Origin of the sequence: Variovorax soli (assembly GCF_031454625.1) — a bacterium.
GTDB classification, from domain to species: domain Bacteria; phylum Pseudomonadota; class Gammaproteobacteria; order Burkholderiales; family Burkholderiaceae_C; genus Variovorax; species Variovorax soli_A.
In genome coordinates this window covers 128,361-149,503 of the sequence record NZ_JAVDRF010000004.1, presented here as the reverse complement: position 1 = coordinate 149,503, position 21,143 = coordinate 128,361, and the positions used below count along the sequence as shown (strand labels likewise).

General features: G+C 67.1%; 15 protein-coding genes. 2 read left to right on the top strand and 13 right to left on the bottom strand.

Translation table 11 applies throughout. From position 1 onward, the window contains the following. Positions 1-47 precede the first annotated feature (47 nt). The 13 genes from J2739_RS10775 to J2739_RS10715 all read right to left on the bottom strand — a co-directional run bounded on the left by J2739_RS10775 (position 48) and on the right by J2739_RS10715 (position 17,744). A complete protein-coding gene (locus J2739_RS10775; RefSeq protein ID WP_309902119.1) occupies positions 48-1,439 on the bottom strand; it encodes an FAD-binding oxidoreductase in 1,392 nt (463 codons plus the stop codon). Between the two features lie 259 nt (positions 1,440-1,698). After that, a complete protein-coding gene (locus J2739_RS10770) occupies positions 1,699-6,132 on the bottom strand; it encodes a PAS domain-containing hybrid sensor histidine kinase/response regulator (RefSeq protein ID WP_309901356.1) in 4,434 nt (1,477 codons plus the stop codon). 141 nt (positions 6,133-6,273) lie between these two features. Beyond that, positions 6,274-6,993, bottom strand: coding sequence for a type 1 glutamine amidotransferase (locus tag J2739_RS10765; RefSeq protein WP_309901354.1), 720 nt, complete (start codon positions 6,991-6,993; stop codon positions 6,274-6,276). Beyond that, positions 6,990-8,750, bottom strand: a complete 1,761-nt coding sequence (locus J2739_RS10760; protein WP_309901352.1) for an amidohydrolase — start codon at positions 8,748-8,750, stop codon at positions 6,990-6,992. The genes J2739_RS10765 and J2739_RS10760 overlap by 4 nt, the downstream gene beginning before the upstream one ends. Further along, a complete protein-coding gene (locus J2739_RS10755) occupies positions 8,716-9,489 on the bottom strand; it encodes an ABC transporter ATP-binding protein (protein WP_309901351.1) in 774 nt (257 codons plus the stop codon). Before J2739_RS10755 ends, J2739_RS10760 begins: the two co-directional genes overlap by 35 nt. Continuing rightward, on the bottom strand, positions 9,482-10,261 hold the full coding sequence (locus J2739_RS10750; RefSeq protein ID WP_309901349.1) for an ABC transporter ATP-binding protein: 780 nt from the start codon (positions 10,259-10,261) through the stop codon (positions 9,482-9,484). The genes J2739_RS10755 and J2739_RS10750 overlap by 8 nt, the downstream gene beginning before the upstream one ends. Beyond that, the gene (locus J2739_RS10745; RefSeq protein ID WP_309901347.1) at positions 10,258-11,220 is read right to left on the bottom strand and encodes a branched-chain amino acid ABC transporter permease; all 963 of its coding nucleotides are present in this window, start codon (positions 11,218-11,220) and stop codon (positions 10,258-10,260) included. Before J2739_RS10745 ends, J2739_RS10750 begins: the two co-directional genes overlap by 4 nt. After that, positions 11,217-12,077, bottom strand: a complete 861-nt coding sequence (locus tag J2739_RS10740; protein WP_309901345.1) for a branched-chain amino acid ABC transporter permease — start codon at positions 12,075-12,077, stop codon at positions 11,217-11,219. Before J2739_RS10740 ends, J2739_RS10745 begins: the two co-directional genes overlap by 4 nt. A gap of 52 nt (positions 12,078-12,129) precedes the next feature. Further along, positions 12,130-13,326: an ABC transporter substrate-binding protein gene (locus J2739_RS10735; RefSeq protein WP_405053879.1), complete on the bottom strand. Its 1,197-nt coding sequence runs from the start codon at positions 13,324-13,326 to the stop codon at positions 12,130-12,132. Positions 13,327-13,400: 74 nt separating this feature from the next. Further along, on the bottom strand, positions 13,401-14,642 hold the full coding sequence (locus tag J2739_RS10730; protein WP_309901341.1) for an NAD(P)/FAD-dependent oxidoreductase: 1,242 nt from the start codon (positions 14,640-14,642) through the stop codon (positions 13,401-13,403). Then, positions 14,642-14,965, bottom strand: coding sequence for a 2Fe-2S iron-sulfur cluster-binding protein (locus tag J2739_RS10725; RefSeq protein ID WP_309901339.1), 324 nt, complete (start codon positions 14,963-14,965; stop codon positions 14,642-14,644). The genes J2739_RS10730 and J2739_RS10725 overlap by 1 nt, the downstream gene beginning before the upstream one ends. A 7-nt stretch (positions 14,966-14,972) precedes the next feature. Further along, the gene (locus J2739_RS10720; protein ID WP_309901337.1) at positions 14,973-16,412 is read right to left on the bottom strand and encodes a glutamine synthetase family protein; all 1,440 of its coding nucleotides are present in this window, start codon (positions 16,410-16,412) and stop codon (positions 14,973-14,975) included. 12 nt (positions 16,413-16,424) lie between these two features. Then, a complete protein-coding gene (locus J2739_RS10715; protein ID WP_309901334.1) occupies positions 16,425-17,744 on the bottom strand; it encodes an aromatic ring-hydroxylating dioxygenase subunit alpha in 1,320 nt (439 codons plus the stop codon). Between the two features lie 255 nt (positions 17,745-17,999). Between J2739_RS10715 and J2739_RS10710 the strand changes: the two genes are divergently transcribed. Both J2739_RS10710 and J2739_RS27885 read left to right on the top strand, forming a co-directional pair. Next, complete coding sequence (locus J2739_RS10710; RefSeq protein ID WP_309902117.1) at positions 18,000-18,731, top strand: GntR family transcriptional regulator; 732 nt, start codon at positions 18,000-18,002, stop codon at positions 18,729-18,731. 495 nt (positions 18,732-19,226) lie between these two features. Continuing rightward, positions 19,227-21,038 (top strand): autotransporter domain-containing protein, encoded by a 1,812-nt coding sequence (locus J2739_RS27885; protein WP_405053869.1) that lies wholly within the window; start codon positions 19,227-19,229, stop codon positions 21,036-21,038. Positions 21,039-21,143: the final 105 nt, after the last annotated feature.

The following is a 21,143-nucleotide window of genomic DNA, read 5'->3' as shown; positions in this document are numbered from 1 at the left end:
GCGGCGCTGGCGCAATGCCCCGGGCTGCGCGCCGGCTCCTCGAACGCTCAGGCCTCCGGCCGGATGTTCTGGTTCTGGCTGAACAGGTTCGCCGGATCGAACTTTGCCTTCAGCGCGGCCAGGCGCGCATAGTTGGGCCCATAGGCGCCCGCGGCCACGCGCTGCATCTCGTCCTCGGGCATGAAGTTGACGTAGACGCCGCCGGTGGCATGCGGTGCCAGCGCATCGAACAGTGCGCGCGCCCAGTCGATGCACTTGCGGTCGCCGTCGGCGTCGCGCCAGCGCGTATGCACGTTGATGACGAACTCGGCGTCGCGGTGCGGATAGGCCGTGGCACCGACATCCACCCGATTGATCTGCCCGCCCAGCTGGCAGATGAGGGCCTCGCACTCGTCGCTGGGCAGTCGGACGATGGCGTCGCACAGGATGCGCTCGACATCGGCGTTCAGCGCCTTGAAGTCGTGCGACTTCCAGTAGTTGCGTGCGCCCGGTTGGAGCAGTGGGTCGAAGGCGGTTTGCCAGCCGGCGAAGGGCATCCTCCCAATATGCTCTCCCGCGGGCTCTCCCAGCCGACGCAGCGGCGTGACGATCTCCTCGCCCCGGCCAGGTTCGCCCATCCAGCAGAAAGCGATGACGGCCACCTCCTTGCCATGCACGTCGGGTGGCAGGAATGGCAGCGGCGGCGCCTTGCGCAGCACCATCCAGACGGTCATCTCGTCGCTCGCTGCGGCGGTGAACTTGCGGTAGCCGTCGAACACCTGCTTCGCCTGGGCGAGCGGATAGACGATCAGCCCGGCCACCACCTCGGCGCCGAGCGGATGCAGGCGGTACTCGAACGAGGTGACGACGCCGAAGTTGCCGCCGCCCCCGCGCACCGCCCAGAACAGATCGGCGTTGTGCGTTGCGTTCGCCTGCACGAGCTCGCCGGATGCGAGCACCACATCGACCGCGTTCAGGTTGTCGATGGTCAGTCCGTGCTTGCGGCTTTGCCAGCCGAAGCCGCCGCCGAGCGTGAGCCCGGCTATGCCGGTGGTCGAGTTGATGCCGATGGGGGTCGACAACCCGAAGGCCTGCGTCTCGCGGTCGAAGTCGGACAGCAGCGCACCGGGCTCCACACGCGCCAATCGGTCCGCCGCGTCGACGCGCACCGATTTCATTGCCGCCAGGTCGATCATCAGCCCGCCATCGCAGGCGGCCTTGCCAGCGATGTTGTGGCCACCGCCCTTGACGGCCATCAGGAGCCGGTGCTCGCGCGCGAAGTTCACCGCCTGTATCACGTCGGCCGCGCCAGCGGCGCGCACGATCGCAGCCGGCCGGCGGTCGATCATGCTGTTCCACAGCGTGCGCGCCACGTCATAGCCGGCATGGTCCGGCAGCAGCAAGCTGCCGCGCAGCGCTGCACGCAGCGCCGCGAGGGGCTCGTCGGCGATGGCGACCATGTCGCCTTGGGTCGTTTGAAAGTCAACCATGGAAGTGCTCTCCTCGAAGGTGCGGCCGGGGCAGGTACGTCCATCGCGCAGCGTCCGGCCGCGCTGGCGAAGCGACAAGGGTGCCGCTGATTGGATGCATCCAGACTTCGCCGACGACCGGGCGGATGCGGGGTGCGACTGCGTGAAACGAATTCTGCGAGGCGTTGGTATTCACCACTTGTCGCGCAGCCGCATCTTTGTATTGACGCGGTATCGGCCCGCGACTGGCTCAGCGACAGGGAAGGGTGCTGCCGCGCGCCTGGTGAAGGCACGATTTCATCAGCGCGTGCAGTGCCTCGTTGTCGACGGGCTTGCGCAGCACGCCCCAAACGCCGTGGCGTTTCGCTTCGACGTCGTCAATGCCGTCGGCATTGCCGGTGTACAGCAAGACCGGCAGGCCCGGTCGCAGCGCACTGGCACGCTGCGCCAGTTGCAGGCCATCGAGCTGCGGCATGGTCTGGTCAGTGAGCAGCAGGTCGAGCGGCTGGCTCGGGTCGCCCAGCCAGGCCAGCGCCTGCAGCGGACTGCGATGCAGCACCACCTCGATACCCCAGCCGGACAGCAGTTCGACCATGAAGTCACCAACCATGGTTTCGTCGTCGACGACCATGACGCGGGCGCAGAGCGCCTCGCCGCCGGCGGCCACAACCGGTGCGTCATCGGCGTCGACCTCCGCGCCGCTGGCCGGCGGCAGCAGCACGCGGAACACGGAGCCGGCGCCCGGCGAGGTCTCGACGAGCACGTGGCCGCCGTGGTCATGCACGATGCCGTGCACCATCGCCAGGCCCATGCCCGAGCCTCGGCCGACCTCCTTGCTGGAGGTGAAGGGCTCGAAAATGCGTTCGATCAGATCCGGCGCGATGCCGCTGCCGCTGTCGGCCACGCTCAACTCCACCCAGTGGCCGGCGTCGATGTGGGCGCGGCACGACGCGCAGGTCCACTCACCGCGATTGCGGCCCAGACGCACACGGATCCACCCCGATCCGGTGATGGCGTCGCGCGCATTGATGCACAGGTTGAACAGCACCTGTTCCAGGTGTACGGCATCGACGGCGACGTGCAGCTCGGCGCCCCCGGTCGAGGGAGGCGCGGCAAAGTCCAGCGACACCGAGGAGGGCAGCGTGGCGCGCAGCAGTTGCAGGGTCTGGTCGACCAGCGGGCCCAATGCCAGAGCCCGCCGTTGGCCGCGCTGGCGCCGCGCAAAGGCCAGCATCTGCGCGATCAGCTCGCGCGCGCGCTGGGCAGCGATGTGCGCCTGCCCCAGCTGGTGCTGCAGCTTGGCGTCGCCGAGAATTTCGGCGCGCTCCTGGCCCAGGACCAGATAGCCGATGATGCTGGTGAGGATGTTGTTGAAGTCGTGCGCGATGCCACCGGTGAGCTGGCCGATGGCCTCCATCTTTTGCGCCTGGCGCAGCTGTGCTTCGAGCCGCTCGCGCTGGACCTCGGCGGCGCGGCGTTCGGTGATGTCGCGCGCGATCGCCAGCACATGCGGCTTGCCCAGGTGCACGATCGGCAGGTAGCGCAGCTCGACATCGAAGGACTCGCCGTTCTTGCGCAGGGTCGTGGTCTCGAGCACGCTTTCCTTGCCGGCGAGCGCGGCGCGTATGCAGGCCGAGCGTTGCGCCACCAGCTCCGGCGGCAGGCGGCCGTCCAAGGTCGTGCCGATCACCTCGTCATGCGAGAAGCCGTACATCTGCGTGTAGGCCCGGTTGACGTCGACGAAACGGATCTCCGAATTCCACAGCACCATCGCGTCGGCCGAGCCGTCGAAGATGGCCCGGTACTGCTGCTCGCGCATCCGCAGCGCATCCGCGGCGGCTTTTCGCTCGGTGATGTCACGCGCCGCATACAGCACATGCGGCTCACCGCGGTAGGTCACCGGCATGCCGTTGACCTCGAGGTAGAAGTCGCTGCCGTCCTTGCGCACGCCAGGCGCCTCGAAGCGAACCGGCTCGCCGGCCAGGATGGCGGCGTGCTGTTCCCGGTGCCGCTGACGCAGCGACGTGTCCGGTTGAGTCAGCACCGTGGCCGCACTCAACACCTCCTCGCGCGAGTAGCCGCTCATGCAAAGATAGGCCGGATTCACGTCCACCGCGCGGTAGTCGGCGTCGCGGACCACCAGTGCATCGGCGGAAGCGTTGAAGATCGCCCGGTACTGCTCCTCGCTGTTGCGCAAGGCCCGCTCGGCGCGCTTGCTCTGCGTCATGTCGCGCCCGATGTACAGCACATGGGGTTCGCCGTGGTGCAGGATCGGGACGCCGCGCAACTCCAGGTCATAGCGTTCGCCGTCGCGTCGCACGAGCTCGGTCTCGAGCCGGATCGGCTCCCCGGCCAACGCCTGCTCGTGCAGGCGACGGATCGTCGCCGCAATCTCGGGCGGGTTCGCCAGCACCCGGTCGACACCCAGCACCTCCGCCAGCCGGTAGCCGCTCATGCGCTCGTAGGTTGCGTTGGCATCGACGATGCTGAAGTCGGCTGCGCGCAGCACCAGGGCGTCGGCCGAGGCGTTGAAAATGCCGCGGTACTGCGCTTCGCTGGCGCGCAGCGCACGTTCGCTCACGATGCGCTCGCTCACGTCGCGGCCGACACCCAGCACGTAGGGCGTATTGCCCAGGCGCACCGGCAAATAGCGAAGTTCGATGTGGAACGAGCTGCCGTCGGCGCGCGTCACCGGTTCGACGGCCTGCGTCTCGCGCCCTTGCAATGCCGCCTCGATGTAGCCGATCAGGCGCTGCATGTCTTGCGCATCGGGGCGTTGCGTCCAATGCCTGCCGATCACCTGCTCCCGCGTCAGGCCGGTCATGCGCAGGAAGGCCTGATTGACATCGACCGTGTGCAGCTCCTGGCTCCACAGCACCATCGAATCGACGCTGCCGTCGAAAATGGCCCGGTACTTCTGCTCCTGGGCTTCCAGCGCCGCCAGCGCCGCCTTGCGCTCCGTGATGTCGCGCCCGACCGCCAGCACATGCGGCGCGCCAGCGTAGCCGATCGGCAAGTAGCGCAACTCGAGGTCGAACACGCTGCCGTCCTGGCGTACGGCGCGCGTTTCCATCGCCCCTTCCTGGCCAGCCAGCGCGGCGCGTATGAGCTTTATGCGCCGATCGCGCTCACGGGCTTCGATGTTGGACGGGAGGGACTTGCCGATGATCTGCTCGCGCGCATAGCCGAACATGCGCCCGAATGCCGGGTTGACGTCGACGATGCACAGCGCGTCATTCCACAAGGCCAGCGCATCGGCGCTGCCGTCGAAGATCACCCGGTACTGCTCCTCGCGCGATCGCAAGGCCTCGACGGCCGCCTTGCGATCGGTGATGTCGCGCGCGAACGTCACGATATGAGGGCGTCCGTCGATCATCGCGGGCTTGAGCCGGACCTCGTCCCAGCGCAGGGCCCCGTCGCGGTTGCGCCGGTGCCACTCGAACGGCGGGCAGCGCCCCAGCCTCGCCAGTTGCATGTGCTTCAGTCCCTGCTCGGCCGTGTAGGGCGCCTCGCCCGAACTGATGTCGGTCAGCGAAAACCGGCACAGTTCATCGCGGCTGTACTCGTAGACCTCGCAGGCCTTGGGATTGGCGTCCAGGATCACCCCGCTGTCCCAGTCGTGGATGAAGATCGAATCCTCCGACGCCTCGAAGATGGCACGGTAGCTGGACTCCGAACGCTGCAGGGCCTCGCGGGCACCCAGCTGTTCGATCTCGGCCGCGGCACGCACGGCGAAGATGCGCAGCATCGACTCGATGCGCTCGACGTTCGCCAACGGGTGTCGCGAGATGATGCCGATGGTGCCCAGCGGCCGGCCCTGCGCATCGTTCAATGGCAGGCCGGCATAGCTTTCGGCCCCTGACAGCCACGCGTTCTCGTCCAACGCGAACGACTCGCGCAGTTTCGACGGAAAGGCGCGAAATTGTCGGCCGAGCACATGCTCGCATGGCGTTCCCTTGACCGGGTAGCGATGGCCTTGCAGCACCTCGTCGTCGCTGACCATCGCCAGCAAGTGCAGGAAATCGCCGTCTTCGGGCCGGTGGCGCGAAATGAACGCCATCTCGACGCGCAGGATCGTCGTCATATAACGGGCCAACTCGGCAAACACCGATTCGCCACTGGCCGCGGACACCGCCAGCGCCGCCGCGCGCAGCGCCTCGTCTGCCCTGCTGCGCTCGATCTCGGCACTGATGCGGCTGGCGAAGATCTTCAGGAGCGCCTCGGCCAAGGTGGCATCCGGGATCGGCTGGCGGTCCATCGCCACCAGCAGCCCGTGCGGATCGCCGTCGGCGCCGTTCAGGGGAAACGCGGCGTACGACTCCATGCACCCGGCCGCGAACATCGCGCCAGGGGGAAATTCGGCGGCGACGCCATGGGAGACGAAGCGGTAGCCATGGCCCACCACCTGCGCGCAAGGAGAACCGGAAAGCGGGTATTCGAAGTTGCTCAACGCCTTGCCATCGAGCACGCAGGCCAGCGTCCGCAGCGTGCGGCGCGAGTTGTCGGTGAAAACCGCCACGAACACAGTCGCCACGCGCAGGATCTGCGCAAGCTCGTGCACCAGCGCGGCCATGGTGCCCGTGCCACTGGCGCCCGCCACGGCCCGTGCGGCGCGGTACATCGCTTCTGCCGCGTCGGTCCACGCGGGAGCGTCGGTAGAGCGAAGGCGGCGTTCCGAGGCCATGGCCCGCAGTCTAGGGCGCCGCGCGCTCGTACGCACGATATTGCCTTGGCGATACGGCGCGGATACATGCGGGAAACACGCCGGCGACGCCCGCTCGCGTCCGAGTCCGTCCTTGGCCCCGCCCCCCATCACCGGAAGGGGTCACGCAAGCCAGCGGGAGTACAGGCGCTGGAGCAGGCCGTGCATCTGCTGCGTCCGGCGAGGCAAGTCCCGAAGAACCTCGAGATAGTCGCTGGTGGCCGGGTTCGCCAGCGCGTTCTGCCGCAGCATCTGGTGGCCGTTGCGCTCGACCGCCAGCTGAACAAGCGCCGGCGTCATTTCCAGATGGGATTGGATCAGCAGGTGGATGCCCTGGAGGACAAAGGCCTGGTTGCGGCAATGCACGCCCGTTGCCAAGGACACGGCACCCGCCGGCGGCTGGAAGGTATCGGCATGCCATTGGAAGGTCGGCAGCACCTGGCCCGCATGCTCGCCCCACCATTCGCTTGCGGTGGGGGACGCGTCGGCCGTGATCTCGCACCAGCCGATCTCCGGCCTCTCGAGCGTTCGCACGGCGCCGCCGAGCGCCACGGCGATGATCTGGCTGCCGAGGCAGTGTCCTGCCACCGGAATGCGCCGCCTGTCGGCATCGCGGATCAGCGCGAGTTCGGCGGCGATCCACGGAAGCGGGTCGCCGGCGCTCATGTTGCCGCCCATGAACACCAGCCCTCCGAAGCGCGACGCGTCCGGCGGCACGGCATCGCCGTCCATGATGCGGATCAGTTCCACCTGGCAGCCGAGCGACTCGAGGATGGGCACGGCCGCACCCGGCGCGCCCACTTCGGTGTGCTGGAAGACCGCGATGGGGCGCCGTGTCCTCATTGGGGCCGCGCGCTGGCGTCGTAGACGACCTTGCCATCGACGATCGTCTGCAAGGGCTTGATGTCCTTGATCTGTGCGTCCGGCACCGACAGGTAGTCCGCCGAGAGCACCACCATGTCCGCGAACTTGCCCACCTCGATCGATCCCTTCTTCTTTTCCTCGAAGGTGTAGTAGGGCCCCGCGTTCGTGTACAGGCGCAGTGCTTCCTCGCGCGTGAGGGCCTGCTCGGCACCGTAGACCTTCCCGTTCGGGTCCTTGCGCGTCACCATGATGTAGAGGCCGACGAACGGATCGAGGATGTTCACCTGGTTGTCCGTGCCGGCCGCGGTGCCCTCTACGCCGAGCGTGTCCAACAGCCAGCGGGTGGGCACTGCGCGGTTGGCCAGCACGGGACCCATGTATCGCTCGACCGTGGCGGCCTTGTCCCACATGAAGACGTTCTGCGCGTCGACGCGCACGCCCAGCTGCTTGGCGCGAAGGATCTGCTCCTTGGTCATGAGGCTGCCGTGAATCACGATGAAGCGCCGGCCCATGATCGACTTCTGCTTGTCTGCGCCTGCGTAGGCATCCAGGACGAGGTCAACCGCGGCATCGCCGACGGCATGGGTGCCGACCCGCCAGCCGTAGTTGTTGGCCAGCACGGCGCTCTGCTTGTAGGCCTCGGGGTCGAGCGCGAGCGTGCCGTGGTTGTGCGCGTCGTCTGCATACGCCTCGCGCACGAGCGCCGATTTCAGCGTCATGCCCCCGTCCGCCACGATCTTGATTCCCGCCGTGCGCACCCAGTCGTTGCCGCTGTTGTCCTTGTACTTGGCGCGCTTGAGCATCTGCTCGAACTCGGCCGCGGTGGAGGCGCGGCTGATCCACATCACGCCCGTGCGAACAGATGATTGGCCACGTTGCGCCAGCGTGAAATAGGCGTCGATCTGCTCCTCCGTGAGCGCTGCGTCCACGGTGCTGGTGATGCCCGACTCGTTGTAGATCCGTTGCGCGGCGGCGAGCTGGGTGAGCAGCTGGTCGAAGTTCGGCTTCGGGATCTTGTCGGCGACGAGGTCGATGGCCGTCTCCTCGAGCACCCCCGTCGCGTCGCCGTTCGCGTCGCGGAAGATCTTTCCGCCCACCGGATCCTTCGTCGTGCGCGAGATCCCGGCCAGCTGCAAGGCCTTGGTGTTGGCCATCGCGAAATGGCCCACGGTCTGCACGAAGACCGGGTTGTCCGGTGAAACTGCATCCAGCTCCTGGCGCGTCAGGTAGCGCTGCTCGCGCAATTGCGAAGGCGGATGCCAGCGGCTGGTCTGCACCCATTCGCCGGCAGGGATCTTCTTCGACCTGATGAAGTCGGCAATGATGGCTTGAGCGTCGGCCACGGTCTTGGCCTTGATCACCTGTGCGGTGGTTTCCGCGGTTCCCGCGCCGATCATGTGGCTGTGGCTGTCCATGAGGCCGGGAATGACCGTCTTGCCGTGCAGGTCGACCACGCGCGTGCCGGACCCGACGTACTTCCGAATCTCGTCGGAAGACCCCACGGCGACGAACCTCCCGTCCTTGATCGCCAGCGCCTGGGCGATGGAGAAGCGCTTGTCGACCGTGATCACCTTGCCGTCGAGATACACGGTGTCTGCGCTGGTCGCTGCAATGCTGGCGCACGAGGCCAGCGTGGCCGCCGCCGACAAGGCGGCGAGTGCCTTGAAGAGCAGCCTGCGGCCTGTCGCCGGTTTGCGCGCGTTATGCGAGGCGATCGTCGAGGTCATTGGAATCATTGGAAGCTCCTGTGTTGTTGTGGATGTGCGCTTCAGCGGCGCCGACACCGAGAAAGCCTTCGAGCAGGCGGGCGTTCCCGGCCAGCGCCGCGCTCGACCCGGCGTGTACCACGGTGCCGCGCTCCAGCACGATGGCCTGGTGCGTCATCTCCAGTGCGAGCACGGGGTGCTGCTCGACCACGATCGAGGGCAGGCCCTCGCTCTCGCAGAGCCGGCGAATCGATCGGGCAAGCTCCTCGACGATGATGGGCGCCAGCCCCTCCATCGGCTCGTCGAGCAGCAGCAGCTTCGGGTTGGTCATCAACGCGCGGCCGATGGACAGCATCTGCTGCTCGCCGCCGGAGAGCTGGTTGCCATAGTTGCCGCGGCGTTCGCGCAGGCGCGGAAAGAACTCGTACACGCGCCGAAGGTGCCAGGGGCCCGGCCGGGCCACCACGGTGAGGTTCTCCTCGACCGTGAGGGATGGGAAGACTTCGCGCTCCTGCGGCACCCAGCCCAGGCCGGCGCGCACGCGGCGGTACGAGGGCCAGCGGCCCAGATCCTCGCCGCACCAGCGCACAGCCCCACGCATCACGCGCGTGTTGCCCATCAGCGTTTCCAGCAGCGTGGTCTTGCCGACGCCGTTGCGCCCGAGCACGGCCAGGCTCTGGCCCTGGGCCAGAGAGAAGCTCAGCCCGTGCAGCACAACCGCGCTCCCGTAGCCGGCGACCACCTGGTCGAAAGCGAGCATCTCAGACATGGGCGACTCCGCGATGCGCGGCACCCGCTTGCCCGAGATAGACCTCGCGCACGCGAGCGTCGGCGCCGATCTCGGCGGGCGTGCCTTCGATCAGGATCTGGCCGGCCACGAGCACGGAGATGCGGCGAGAGAAGCGAAAGACGAGGTCCATGTCGTGTTCGATGAACAGGATGCTGATGTCCTGGGGCAGCTCGGCGATGGCCTCGAAGAGCTCGCCGCTTTCGTCCTGCGGGACGCCCGCGGCGGGCTCGTCGAGCAGGAGGATGCGGGGCCGGGCCGCCATGGCGATGGCGATCTCCAGCAGCCGCTGTTTTCCGTAGGCGAGCTCGGCCACCGGCACATGGGCGAGTGCGTCGAGCTTCAACCGGCCGAGCAGGGCGTGCGCCTCGTCGTACACCGCCTTGTGGCGGGCGAGCGGCCGCCACCAGACGGCACCCAGGCCATCGCGCTCGCTGATGGCGAGCACGACGGACAGCAGCGGAGTGAGGCTGGGGAAGAGCGTATTGATCTGGAACGTGCGCGCGAGCCCGAGCCGCGCGCGCTTGTCGGCAGACAGCGTCGTGAGCTCGTGCTCCCCCATGTGGATGCTGCCGGCGGTGGGCCTGAAGACACCCGTCAGCAGGTTGATGAGCGTGGTCTTGCCCGCCCCGTTCGGGCCGATGAGCGCCTGGCGAGCGCCGGGCTCCAGCACGAGATTGACATCGCTCACGGCCCGGAAGGCGCCGAAGGAGATGCCGAGGGCGCGCGTGCGCAGTGTTGTCGCGCCGCTCATGAGGGCCTCCGTGTCTTCACCAGGCGCGACAGCGCGCCCATGATCCCGCCGCGGCCGAGCATTACGACGGCAATGAGGAAGATGCCCAGCCAGAACATCCAGTACTGTGGGTTCAGGTCGGCGAACCAGTCGTGCACCAGCATGTAGACGATCGCGCCTGCGAGCCCGCCGTAGAGGCGGCCGGTGCCGCCCAGCACCAGGATGATCAGCACCTCGGCCGAGCGGTTGAAGCCGATCGACTCGATGCCGACAAACTGCGTTGTCTGTGCCAGCAGCGCGCCCGCGATGCCTGCGACGCCCGCGGACAGTGCGTAGGCCAGGCGCAACCGTGACTCGACCGGCGAGCCGATGGCCAGCATGCGCTTGCGGCTGTCATGGATGCCGCGCAACGCCAGTCCGAAGGGGGAGCGGGTGACGAGCCGCACCACCACGAAGACGGCCAGCACCACGCCGTAGGCGTAGACGAAGGCGGTCCTGCCGAAGAGGTCGAACTCGAACAGGCCCAGCACCGGCGAGACCACCATGCCCTGCAGCCCATCGGTGCCGCCGGTGATGGAGGACAGGCGGTTGGCCAGCTCTGCCAGCAGCACACAGACGCCGATGGTGATCATGAGCCGCGTGAGATCGGCGCCGCGGACCACCAGGTAGCTCAGCATGTAGCCGAGCGCCACGCACACGAGCAGGGCCAGCAGCAGGCCGGAGAACGGCTCGCCCCAGCCATGCTTGGCCAGCAAGCCGGCCGTGTAGGCGCCCGCGCCGAAGAAGGCGGCATGGCCCACCGTGAGGATGCCTGCGTAGCCGAGCGCCAGGTCGAGCGCCACTGCGAACAAGCCGAAGATCAGGATCTGGCTCATCAGCGTGAGCTTGTCCGGCAGCAGGAAGAAGCTGGCGGCCAGGACCAGCCAGAAGGCGATCTCTGCGATGCGCAGCTGCCCGGCCGAGAGGGAGATGGCTCTCATGCGAGCCCCTTGCGCGGGATGATGCCGTTCGGTCGCAGCAGCAGCATGACGATCATGACGACGTAGATAAGGAATGCGCCTGCCTGCGGCAGGTAGTACTTGCCCGCGACGTCCACCACCCCGACCAGCAGCGCGGCGATGAAGGGACCCGTGATGGTGCCGGCGCCGCCGACGCACACCACGATCAGGAAATACACCAGGTACTTGAGCGGAAAGGACGGCTCCAGCCCCAGCATGCCGAGGCTCAGGGCACCGCCGAGGCCTGCCAGGCCGCAGCCCAGCGAGAAGGTCAGGAAAAACAGTCGCTGCACGTGGATGCCCGTGCCGCCGGCGACGCGCTGGTTGTCCACGGCAGCGCGCACCATCGCGCCGTAGCGCGTCCTGCCCAGCACGAGCAGCAGTGTCGCGAGCACCAGCGTGCCGCACAGGATCAGGAACAGGCGATAACGGCCTACCTCCACCCCGAGGAGCGAGACGCGGCCGTCCAGCACCGCCGGCAGTTCGAAGGCCTGCATGGTCGGCCCGAAGAAGTAGGTGAAGGTGGCCACCGAGACGAACACGATCCCGATGGACAGCAGCACCTGGTCCAGCGGATGCGCGCGATAGAGCCGCCTGTACAAAACCAGCTCCAGCACCGCCCCGACCAGAGCGGCCGTCACGAAGGCGGTCGCCAGCGAGGGCAAGAAGCCCATGCCGAAGCGGCTCATCAGTACGCTGGCGGCATAGCCGCCCACCATCGCGAAGGTGCCGTGCGCGAGGTTGACGAAGTTCATCAGTCCCATCGTGATGGAGAGGCCCACGCCGATGAGGAACAGGAGCATGCCGTAGGCCACCCCGTCGAAGATCACGATTTCCATGGATTGCCCAATGCGTCGGTGCAGTGCGATGCCGTGCTGGCGCCGGGTTCGACTACTTGCCTTCCTTGGCCGGATCCTTCACGCGCTCGAACTGGTCGAACTCGACATTCACGAGCTCGCCCTTGACGCGCTCGGTCCTGCGGATGTAGACCGTCTGCACGATGTCGCGCGTGGCAGGGTCGATCTCGACCGGGCCCCGCGGGCTCTCGAACTTCATGCCCCTGAGCGCTTCCATGACCTTGTCGCCGGCGATGTCGCCCTTGGTCTTCGCCAGTGCGAGCTCGATGGCCTCCATTGCGTCGTAGGCGGTGACTGCGAAGTAGCTGGGGCGCAGCTTGCCGCCGAACTCGGCCGCAAAGTCCTTCACGAACTTCTGGTTCTTCGGCGAGTTGTGGGCATAGGAATAGTGATGGCTCGTGAGAAGGCCCAGCGCCACGTCGCCGGTGGCATCGAGGTAGCTGTCGTCGGTCGCCTCGCCCGTGGCGAAGAGCTTGATGCCCGCTTCTTCCATGCCGCGCTCCTTCCACACCTTGAGAAAGGCAGGTGGCATCACGCCCGAGGGAAAGAAGAAGAACACGGCCTGCGGCTTCGCGTCCTTGATGCGTTGCACGTAGGCCGAGAAGTCCGGGTTGTTCATCGGCGTGCGGAGCTCGCCGGCGATCTTGCCGCCACCTGCAGCGAAGGCCTTCTTGAAGGCCGTCTCGGCGTCGACGCCGGGGGCGTAGTCGGCCACCACGGTGTACGCCTCCTTCACGCCTTGCTTCAGCATGTACTTGGCCATCGGCTCGGTGACCTGCTGCACCGTGAAGGACAGGCGCGCGACATAGGGAGAGCTGGTCGTGATCGCCGAGGAGGCGGCATTCATCACGATGGCGGGGGTCTTGGCCTGCGTGGCGATCGCCCCCACGGCATAGGCGTTGGGGCTGAAGTCCAGGCCGGTGAGGATGCTGGCCTTGTCCCGGACGATCAGTTCCTGGGCAATGCGCTTGGCCGCGTCGGGTGCCGGACCCCCGGTGTCCTTCTTGATGATCTCGACCTTGCGGCCCGCGATCTTGCCCCCGTGTTCCTTGAGGTAGAGGGCAATGCCCGCATCGAACTGGCGACCGTAGTCGGCGTAGGGGCCGGAGTAGGTCGCGATCAGGCCGATGCGAAGCGGCTCGTCGGCTGCGTTGGCGTGGCCTGCCACGCCCATGGCGCCGATGCAGGCCAGGGCCAGGGTCAGGGTCGCGAGCACGTTTCTGTTGTTCATCATCGGGGAAGCTCCGTTCAGTTCAGGAAAGCCGGCGTACCGGCGGGGGGAGGGGAGTGGAAGCAGAAGGAGGTTCAGGACGGGACCGTGGCCGCCTTGAGGTCGAAGGATTCGTCGGCGAGCTGTGCGGCGGTGAAGCGCGCCCGCGCAGCGATCAGCTTGCGGCTCAGCATGTGCTCGGCGGGCCTGTTGACCGAATGGGAGGCGACCAGCGCGCCGCCACGCAGATAGAACATGCTGAAACGATCGGTACGCATGTCGCCGCGCAACACTGCTTCGTCGCCGTGCACCGGCAAGCCGGCCATCTGGAACTTCAGGTCGAACTGATCGCTCCAGAACCACGGCACTGCCGTGCAGGACTGCTCTTTGCCGACCAGCAGCGAAGCCAGTGCTCTTGCTCCGTCGTTGGCCGCCTGGATGGACTCGAGCCGCATGCGTGTCGGGCCGCCGGGTACCGGCGCGAGCGCCATGTTGGCGACGTCGCCCGCCGCAAGCACGTGCGGCGCGGAGCTGCGCCCCAGCGCATCGACCACGATGCCGTTGTCGATGGCGATGCCGGCCTGCTGCGCGAGCTCGACATTGGGTGCGACGCCGATGCCGAGCACGACCATGTCGCAATCGATGCGGCTGCCGTCGTCCATCTCGACCGCCTCGACGCGCCCCCGACTGCCGTGCAGCGCGCGCACGCCGCGGCCGGTGAGGAGATCGATGCCTCGGCGCCGGTGCGCGCTTTCCACGTAGGCCGACATCGCGGGTGGCAGGGCGCGAGTCAGAAGATGTGGCTGGGCCTCGATCACCGTGACGGCAACGCCTCGCGAGCACAGTGCCGAGGCCACTTCCAGGCCGATGAAGCCGCCTCCGATCACGCAGCAGCGCTGCGCCTGGTTCGCCGCCTCGGCGATCCGCGTCGCCTCATCGAGGGTGCGCAGGTCGAAGACGCCTTCCAAGGTCGCGCCTGGGATCGGCAGCCGCCTGCAGCGTGCGCCGGTGGCCAGGGCCACCCAGCCGTAGTCGAGCTTCGCGCCGTCATCGAGCGTCACGGTGCGCGCGCCGATGTCCATCGCTTCCGCACGGCGCCCGAGCAGGAGCTCGATGTCGTTCTGCGCATAGAAGTCCGGGCCCCGCAGGGCCAGCCTGTCGATGCTGGTCTTGCCCGTCAGGAAGCCTTTGGAGAGCGGCGGACGCTGATAGGGCGCGTGCAGTTCGTCTCCGACGATCACGATCCGCTCCGCGAAGCCGAGTTCGCGTGCAGCGGCAGCGATCTGGACGCCCGCGTACGAGGCGCCGACGATCACGAGGGCAGGGGCGGGCGACATCAGCTTTGCGTCTCCGGCACTCGCACGGTCAGGCCGTCCAGCGCGGCCGTCACCGAGAGCTGGCAGCTCAAGCGGCTGGAGGGCAGGCGCTCGGATGCGACGCCGTCCAGCAGCTCGTTTTCCATGTCGTCCGGCGGCGGAAGGCGATCGAAGAAGGCCTCCTCGACGTAGACATGGCAAGTCGCGCAGGAGCAGGAGCCCCCGCACTCGGCGTCGATGCCCCGGACGTTGCCGCGGATGGCGTTCTCCATCACGCTGGAACCCACCTGGGCCTCGACGCTGCGGATCGTGCCGTCCTTGAGGATGTAGTTGATCGTGGGCATGAGGGGCCTAGAACATGTCGAAGTACTCGCGGTGTTCCCACTCGCTGACCTCGAGGTTGAAGCGGGCGATCTCCGCTTGCTTGATGTGGCAGAGGTAGTCGATGAAGGACTTGCCCATCTGCTCGTTCAGCATCGCGTTCCCGCGCAGACATGCCAGCGCTTCGTCGAGCGAACGGGGCAATTGCTCCGCGGGTGTCTCATAGGGCGCGTCCGCGGACGGACCGGGATTCGTCTCCTTGCGCATGCCGTCCAGGCCCGAGAACAGTTGCGACGCGAGATAGAGATAGGGGTTGGCGGTCGGCTCTCCCACGCGGTTCTCGATGCGTGTTGCGCTCTGGCCCGGTCCACCGAGCACGCGCAGCATCGCGCCGCGGTTGTCGCGCGCCCAGATCGCCCGGTCGGGTGCGAGGGAGAAGGGGCGGTACCGGCGGTAACCATTGATCGTCGGGCTCGCCAGCGCTGCGGCACCACAGGCGTGCTCCTTCAGTCCGCCGAGGTAGTGCAGCCCCAGATCGCTCAGGTCCTGGCCGGGCGCTTCCGGCATGAAGGCGTTGACGCCATCGCTCTTGCGGCGCAGCGACTGGTGCAGGTGCCAGCCGCTGGACATCACGTTGGGGATGCGCGGGCGGCACATGAAGGTGGCGTGGTAGCCGTGACGCTGGCAGATCTGCTTGATCGCGCTGCGCAACAGCACCATCGTGTCGGCCGGCAGCAGGCCGGACGTGGGGCCGAAGGTGAGCTCGAATTGGCTCGGGCCGAACTCGATCTCCAGCGAGCGCAACGGCAGGCCGAGCGCGATCAGCTGCGAGCGCAGCAGTTCCATCACCGAATCGACGCGGTCATAGCGCAGCTCGGTCAGGTATTGGTGGCCATGGGACAGCAACGAAACACGGGGCGGCTCGCCAGGCTGGCCCGAATCGGCCAGGCCCATGCGTTCGTCCTCCAGCTTGAAGACGTGGAACTCCACTTCGAGTCCGGCGATGAATTCGAGCCCGAGCGCATCGAGTTGGCGCAAGGCGCCTTGAAGGATCTGCCGCGTCGCATAGGGGCAAGGGCTGCCGTCGCCCATGTAGGCGTCGCACAGCACCCAGCCGGTGCGCGGCGTCCAGGGCAGGACCTTGAAGGTGGACGGATCGGCCACGATGGTGAAGTCCGCGCCGCCCTGGAAGCCCTCGATGGCGAAGCCGCCGCCCGTCGCGAAAACCGGGAACACCGTCTTGTGCGAGGTGTCCTTGGCCAGCAGCGTGGAGGTGAGGTTCACGCCTTCCCACAGCGCCGCGCGCGCTTCGCTCGCGACCAGGGTCTTGCCGCGAAGCAGCCCGTGCTGGTCGGGCCAGGCAAAGCGCACGACATCGAACTCCCCGGCATCGATGCGGCGAACCAGGTCGTGCGCCTGCTTCAGTTGGTCGTCGGTCCAGAGGCCGAAGCGGTCCACGAATCGTGTCATGGCCATCCCGCCTCAGGCGCCGAGACGGGCGCGGGCCCAGTCGGACTTCATGCGGCGTTCGCGGTCGGCACCCTGCCAGTAGGCGTCGGTGTCGCCCTCGCCGATGCCGTCGATCGAAGGCGGGCCGGTCAGCGCGGTCGCCTGCTGCGCGTCGATCAGCATCGGCGCGCCTTCGCCGGCTTGCGAGCTCTCGATCGCGCGCACCAGCATGCGGCGGTAGGTGATGATGCCCTTGTCCGTCGAGCCCAGGTGCTCGCGCGTGCGGTCCTGGATCGGGCCCTGCGACTCCACGGCCCACTGGTCGTGCACGTTGATGTCGTCGCCCATGCCGGTGTAGGTTTCGTTCAGCTGCTCCTCGACGCTGAAGCCGTAGTTGTTGCGCTTGTTCTTGCGCGAGGTGTAGTCGGGCAGTTCGTACAGCTTGAGCCGCTGCTCGCGCATCTGCTGCTTGTCCACAGGGCCGGTGAAGCTGGTGAAGATCGCATACCAGTAGCAATGGGTGTCGTCGACCGGCACATGCCACTGCGAGATGGTCATCTCCGCACTCATGGGGATCACGAAGGCCTGCGGGAACACGAGGTTGGTCACGCGCACATGGGTGCTCGACTCACTCAGCTTGCGCAACGCGGTCAGGCGCATGCCGTAGTCGGTGGGCTCCACGCTGATGTCCGGGCGGTCGTAGTCGCGCAGAACCTGGGTGATCGGCATGCTGGAGTCGGCGGACGCGCCGCGGAACTGCTTGCCATAGCTCTCGGACGTGTCGGCGTCCTCGAAGAAGCGATGCAGGTAGGACGCATGGGCCGGGTCGATACCCACCTCCAGCGCCTGCAGCCAGTTGCACTCGAACAGGCCCTTGAAGGCGAAGGTGTGCGTGTCTGGCGCGACGAAGCAGTCGAAGTCCGGGAAGGCCGGCGGCTCGCCCTCGCCGATGTAGGCGAACACCACGCCGCTCTTCTCCACCACGGGGTACGCGGCCTGCCGGATGCGGCTGCACAGCTTGCTGCCGGCCGGCTCGGCCGGCGTCTCCAGGCATTGGCCATGGGCATCGAACAGCCAGCCGTGGAAGGCGCAGCGAATGCCGCCGTTCTCGAGGCGGCCGAAGGCGAGGTCGGCGCCGCGATGCGGACAGTCGCGATCGAGCAGGCCGAGCCGGCCGGTCTCGTCGCGGAACAGCACGAAGTGCTGGCCCATCAGCTGCACGGGCTTGAGCGGGCGGGGGCCCGCCAGTTCATCGGCCAGGGCCACGGGCTGCCAATAGCGGCGCAGCAGTTGGCCCGCCGGCGTGCCGCGGCCGATGCGGGTCATGAGGTCGTTTTGTTCCGCGCTGATCATGGGTGCTCCATCAAGGTCAAGTTCAAGACTGCATACAACGGGATGCATTGTCTTTGGACGATTTGCCTGGAGTCAATGGGCCAGGCCCGAATTTGCCCTAAATACTAGGGTTTACGCTTATCAAATCGCGGATTTGATCCGGCATTTGGCGAGGCTCATGGCTGCTTGCATGCAATGAAAAGCGTGAATGCCAGTGATTGAGTGCAGGGTCGATCATCTTTGTACAATCAAGGCTTCCTGCTCCTTGAGAAACCCATGGACTCCCAACAATCCCGCGTGCTGGTGCAACTTCGCGACCTGATCCTCAAGGGCGAATTCGTGCCCGGGGAGAGGCTGGCGGAGATCCCGTTGGCGGAAAAACTGGGTGCGTCGCGCACGCCGGTGAGGCTGGCCCTCGCCAGCCTGGAGCACGAGGGATTGATCGAGCAGTCGCCGGGCGGCGGCTACCAGATGCGGCGCTTCACTTCGCAGGAAATCGCCGACGCCATTCGCGTGCGCGGCGTCGTCGAAGGCTTCGCGGCACGGCTCCTGGCGGAAGACGGCGCATCACGTCAGTTGCTGCGCGAGTTGCATGAATGCCTCGAGGCGGGCGACAAGGCCGTGAACAAGCCGGAGATGGACCTTGACGACTACACGGCGTATGTCGAAATGAACGACCGCTTTCACAAGCTCATCATGCAGGGTTGCCGCAACGTTGCATTGCAGCGGGTGATGGAGATGCTCGATCGGCAGCCCTTTGGTTCCCCGAGCGCGATGCTGCCCATGCAGTCATCCATGGAAGAAGGGCACCAATGGATGAAGCAGGCGCATCGCACGCACCATTCCCTGGTGCAAGCCATCGAACGCGGGCAGGGCTCGCGCGCCCAGGCGCTGGGAGAAGAGCATGTCGAGATCGCCCGCATGAACCTCGACTACGCGCTCGAGCGCCCGGAACTCGCCGCCGAGCTCATGCCGGGGCTGCGCCTGGTCAGCAAGGCGAGGGGCTGAGCGCGCCGACTCGCGAGTCGCCCGAGTCGGTCGGCGACGAAGAGCCGGGGCGCATCGACCTCCGACAAGAGGTCCCATAGCTGCACGTCGCCGGTGCCATGCAGTCCTTGACTTTCCACAGCTCAGGCTCTGCAGGTGCTGATCGCGCTTGCACGTAGCAGCAATCCCTTGGGGTGCCCGAGGGCGATCGAATGATCGACCCGGGCGCTGCCGCGGCTGAGACGGCGGCGTAGCGACATCAGCGCGCAGGCCTCAAAGCCGCGACACGCCGACTTCTGATCCAGCCGGGCACTAGCGGTCGCCCCAATCGCGTTCGAACCGCCGCCACCAGCTTGCGGTGGTTCGGCGCACCGCACCCTCTTTGACGAGGGATTCGTGCAGCAATTTTTGCGATGTGAAATTGCGCCCGCGCCCCTAGTGGTGCCAGTCCACTGCTATCAAAAGCATAGCTTTTGGTAAATTGAAACCAAATGTGTTAACTCCTTCCTTAGTCAGATGAGTACCTCGGTTCTACATTCGAAAGTATTCATTTACCGTTTCGGCGGTTTTCAACAGAGGAAGGAAGACATGAACCACGTATTTAGGATCATCTGGAATGCATCGAAAGGCTCGTGGGCGGTGGCCTCGGAGCTCGCCAACGGGGTGGCCCGTTCGGCGGCCGATGACCAGGCCCGGTGCGAGTCGCAAGACCGGATGCCTGGATTCGCCGGAGCGATGGGGGCGCAAGCCTGCATAGCCTTGGCACTTCTCTCCTTTGCGAGCGCCGCCCCGGCGGCGAACTGCGGCAACGACAAGGATGTCGGTAAAGCCACCTGCTCGGCACCCGCACCGGCACCCGCACCGGCACCGGCACCTGCACCCGCACCGGCACCTGCACCTGCACCTGCACCTGCACCCGCACCTGCACCCGCACCTGCACCCGCACCCGCACCCGCACCTGCACCCGCACCCGCACCTGCACCCGCACCCGCACCCGCACCCGCACCCGCACCCGCACCCGCACCTGCACCTGCACCTGCACCTGCACCTGCACCTGCACCTGCACCCGCACCCGCACCCGCACCCGCACCGGCACCCGCACCCGCACCGGCACCCGCACCGGCACCCGCACCCGCACCGGCACCCGCACCTGCACCCGCACCGGCACCTGCACCTGCACCTGCACCCGCACCCGCAGCTGCTCCTGCACCCGCAGCCGCACCCGCAGCTGCTCCTGCACCCGCAGCCGCACCCGCAGCTGTTCCCGCGCCTGCTGCTGCACCTGCGTCGGCAGAAGCACATGCCTCGGCAGCCGCCGAAACACCCAAGCAGACCGAGGCCGCCACCCAGGCGCCGAGTGCCGTCGCGCCAGCCATCGTCCTCCAGGCCTATCGCACCGAGATGCCCCTCTTTGCTGCCCTGCCTGCGCAACTTCGCCAGGGCGATCTCGCAATGCTGGGCAACCTGCACAGCCGTCTCGGCGACAGCGGCACCGGTCCGGACCGCCGAGCCTGGGTGCGCGCAGTGCACAAAGACCTGGACATCCGGCAGAGCGGCAACACCCTCGCGCACAGTGATGGTCACCTCAGCGGCCTGCAGGCCGGCAGCGACCTGCTGGTCAGCGGCAACTGGCGATTCGGTCTCTATGTCGGCGGCTTGGATGGCAGTGCCGACGTGAGTGGCTTCGCGAACAGCACCATCGGCCGAGTTGGCAGCACAGATCTGCGCTCTCGCTATCTCGGTGGCTATGCGAGCTGGCGGGACGCCGACAGCGGCTGGTACGTCGATACCGTGGTGCAGGCGGGCAGCCACCGCTACACCGTGCGCCCGGACGCTAGCTTCACGGTGTCGGGCAAGGCGCGCAGCGTCTCGGCCTCGGTGGAAGCGGGCAAGTCCTTCGCACTGGCGGAGGGCTGGAGTATCGAGCCGCAGGTCCAGCTGATCCATCAGCGCAACCACCTCGACGATGTGACGATCGCCGGCGCACGCGTCCACCAGGATGCCAATGGCGGATGGATCGGCCGGGTTGGCCTGCGCATCAAGGGCAGCATCGCTACCGAGTTGGGCCGCTTGCAACCTTATGCGCGGATCAACGTCTACCGCGCGAGCTCCGGCGCCGACCTGGTCGATTTCGTCGGTCCGGCAGTCGTCACGCGCATTGCCAGCGCCAGCGGCTACACGGCGACCGAAGTGGCCGGCGGCTTGTCGCTGGCGCTGACGCCAGCCATGACGCTGTATGGCGAAGTCGGGCGCACCACCAGCAACGGCGGCGAGGCCCGGGTGAAGTCATCGGTGCAGGGGACGATGGGCGTGCGGGTGAGCTGGTAGGGCCGGCGGAGGGCGGCAACAACCGCCCTGCGCTTCGCCCGAGGCCGGATTCAAGGCCAGTGCGTGATCGCCAGACGCTGACCGTAAGACTTCGGTCTGCTGCGT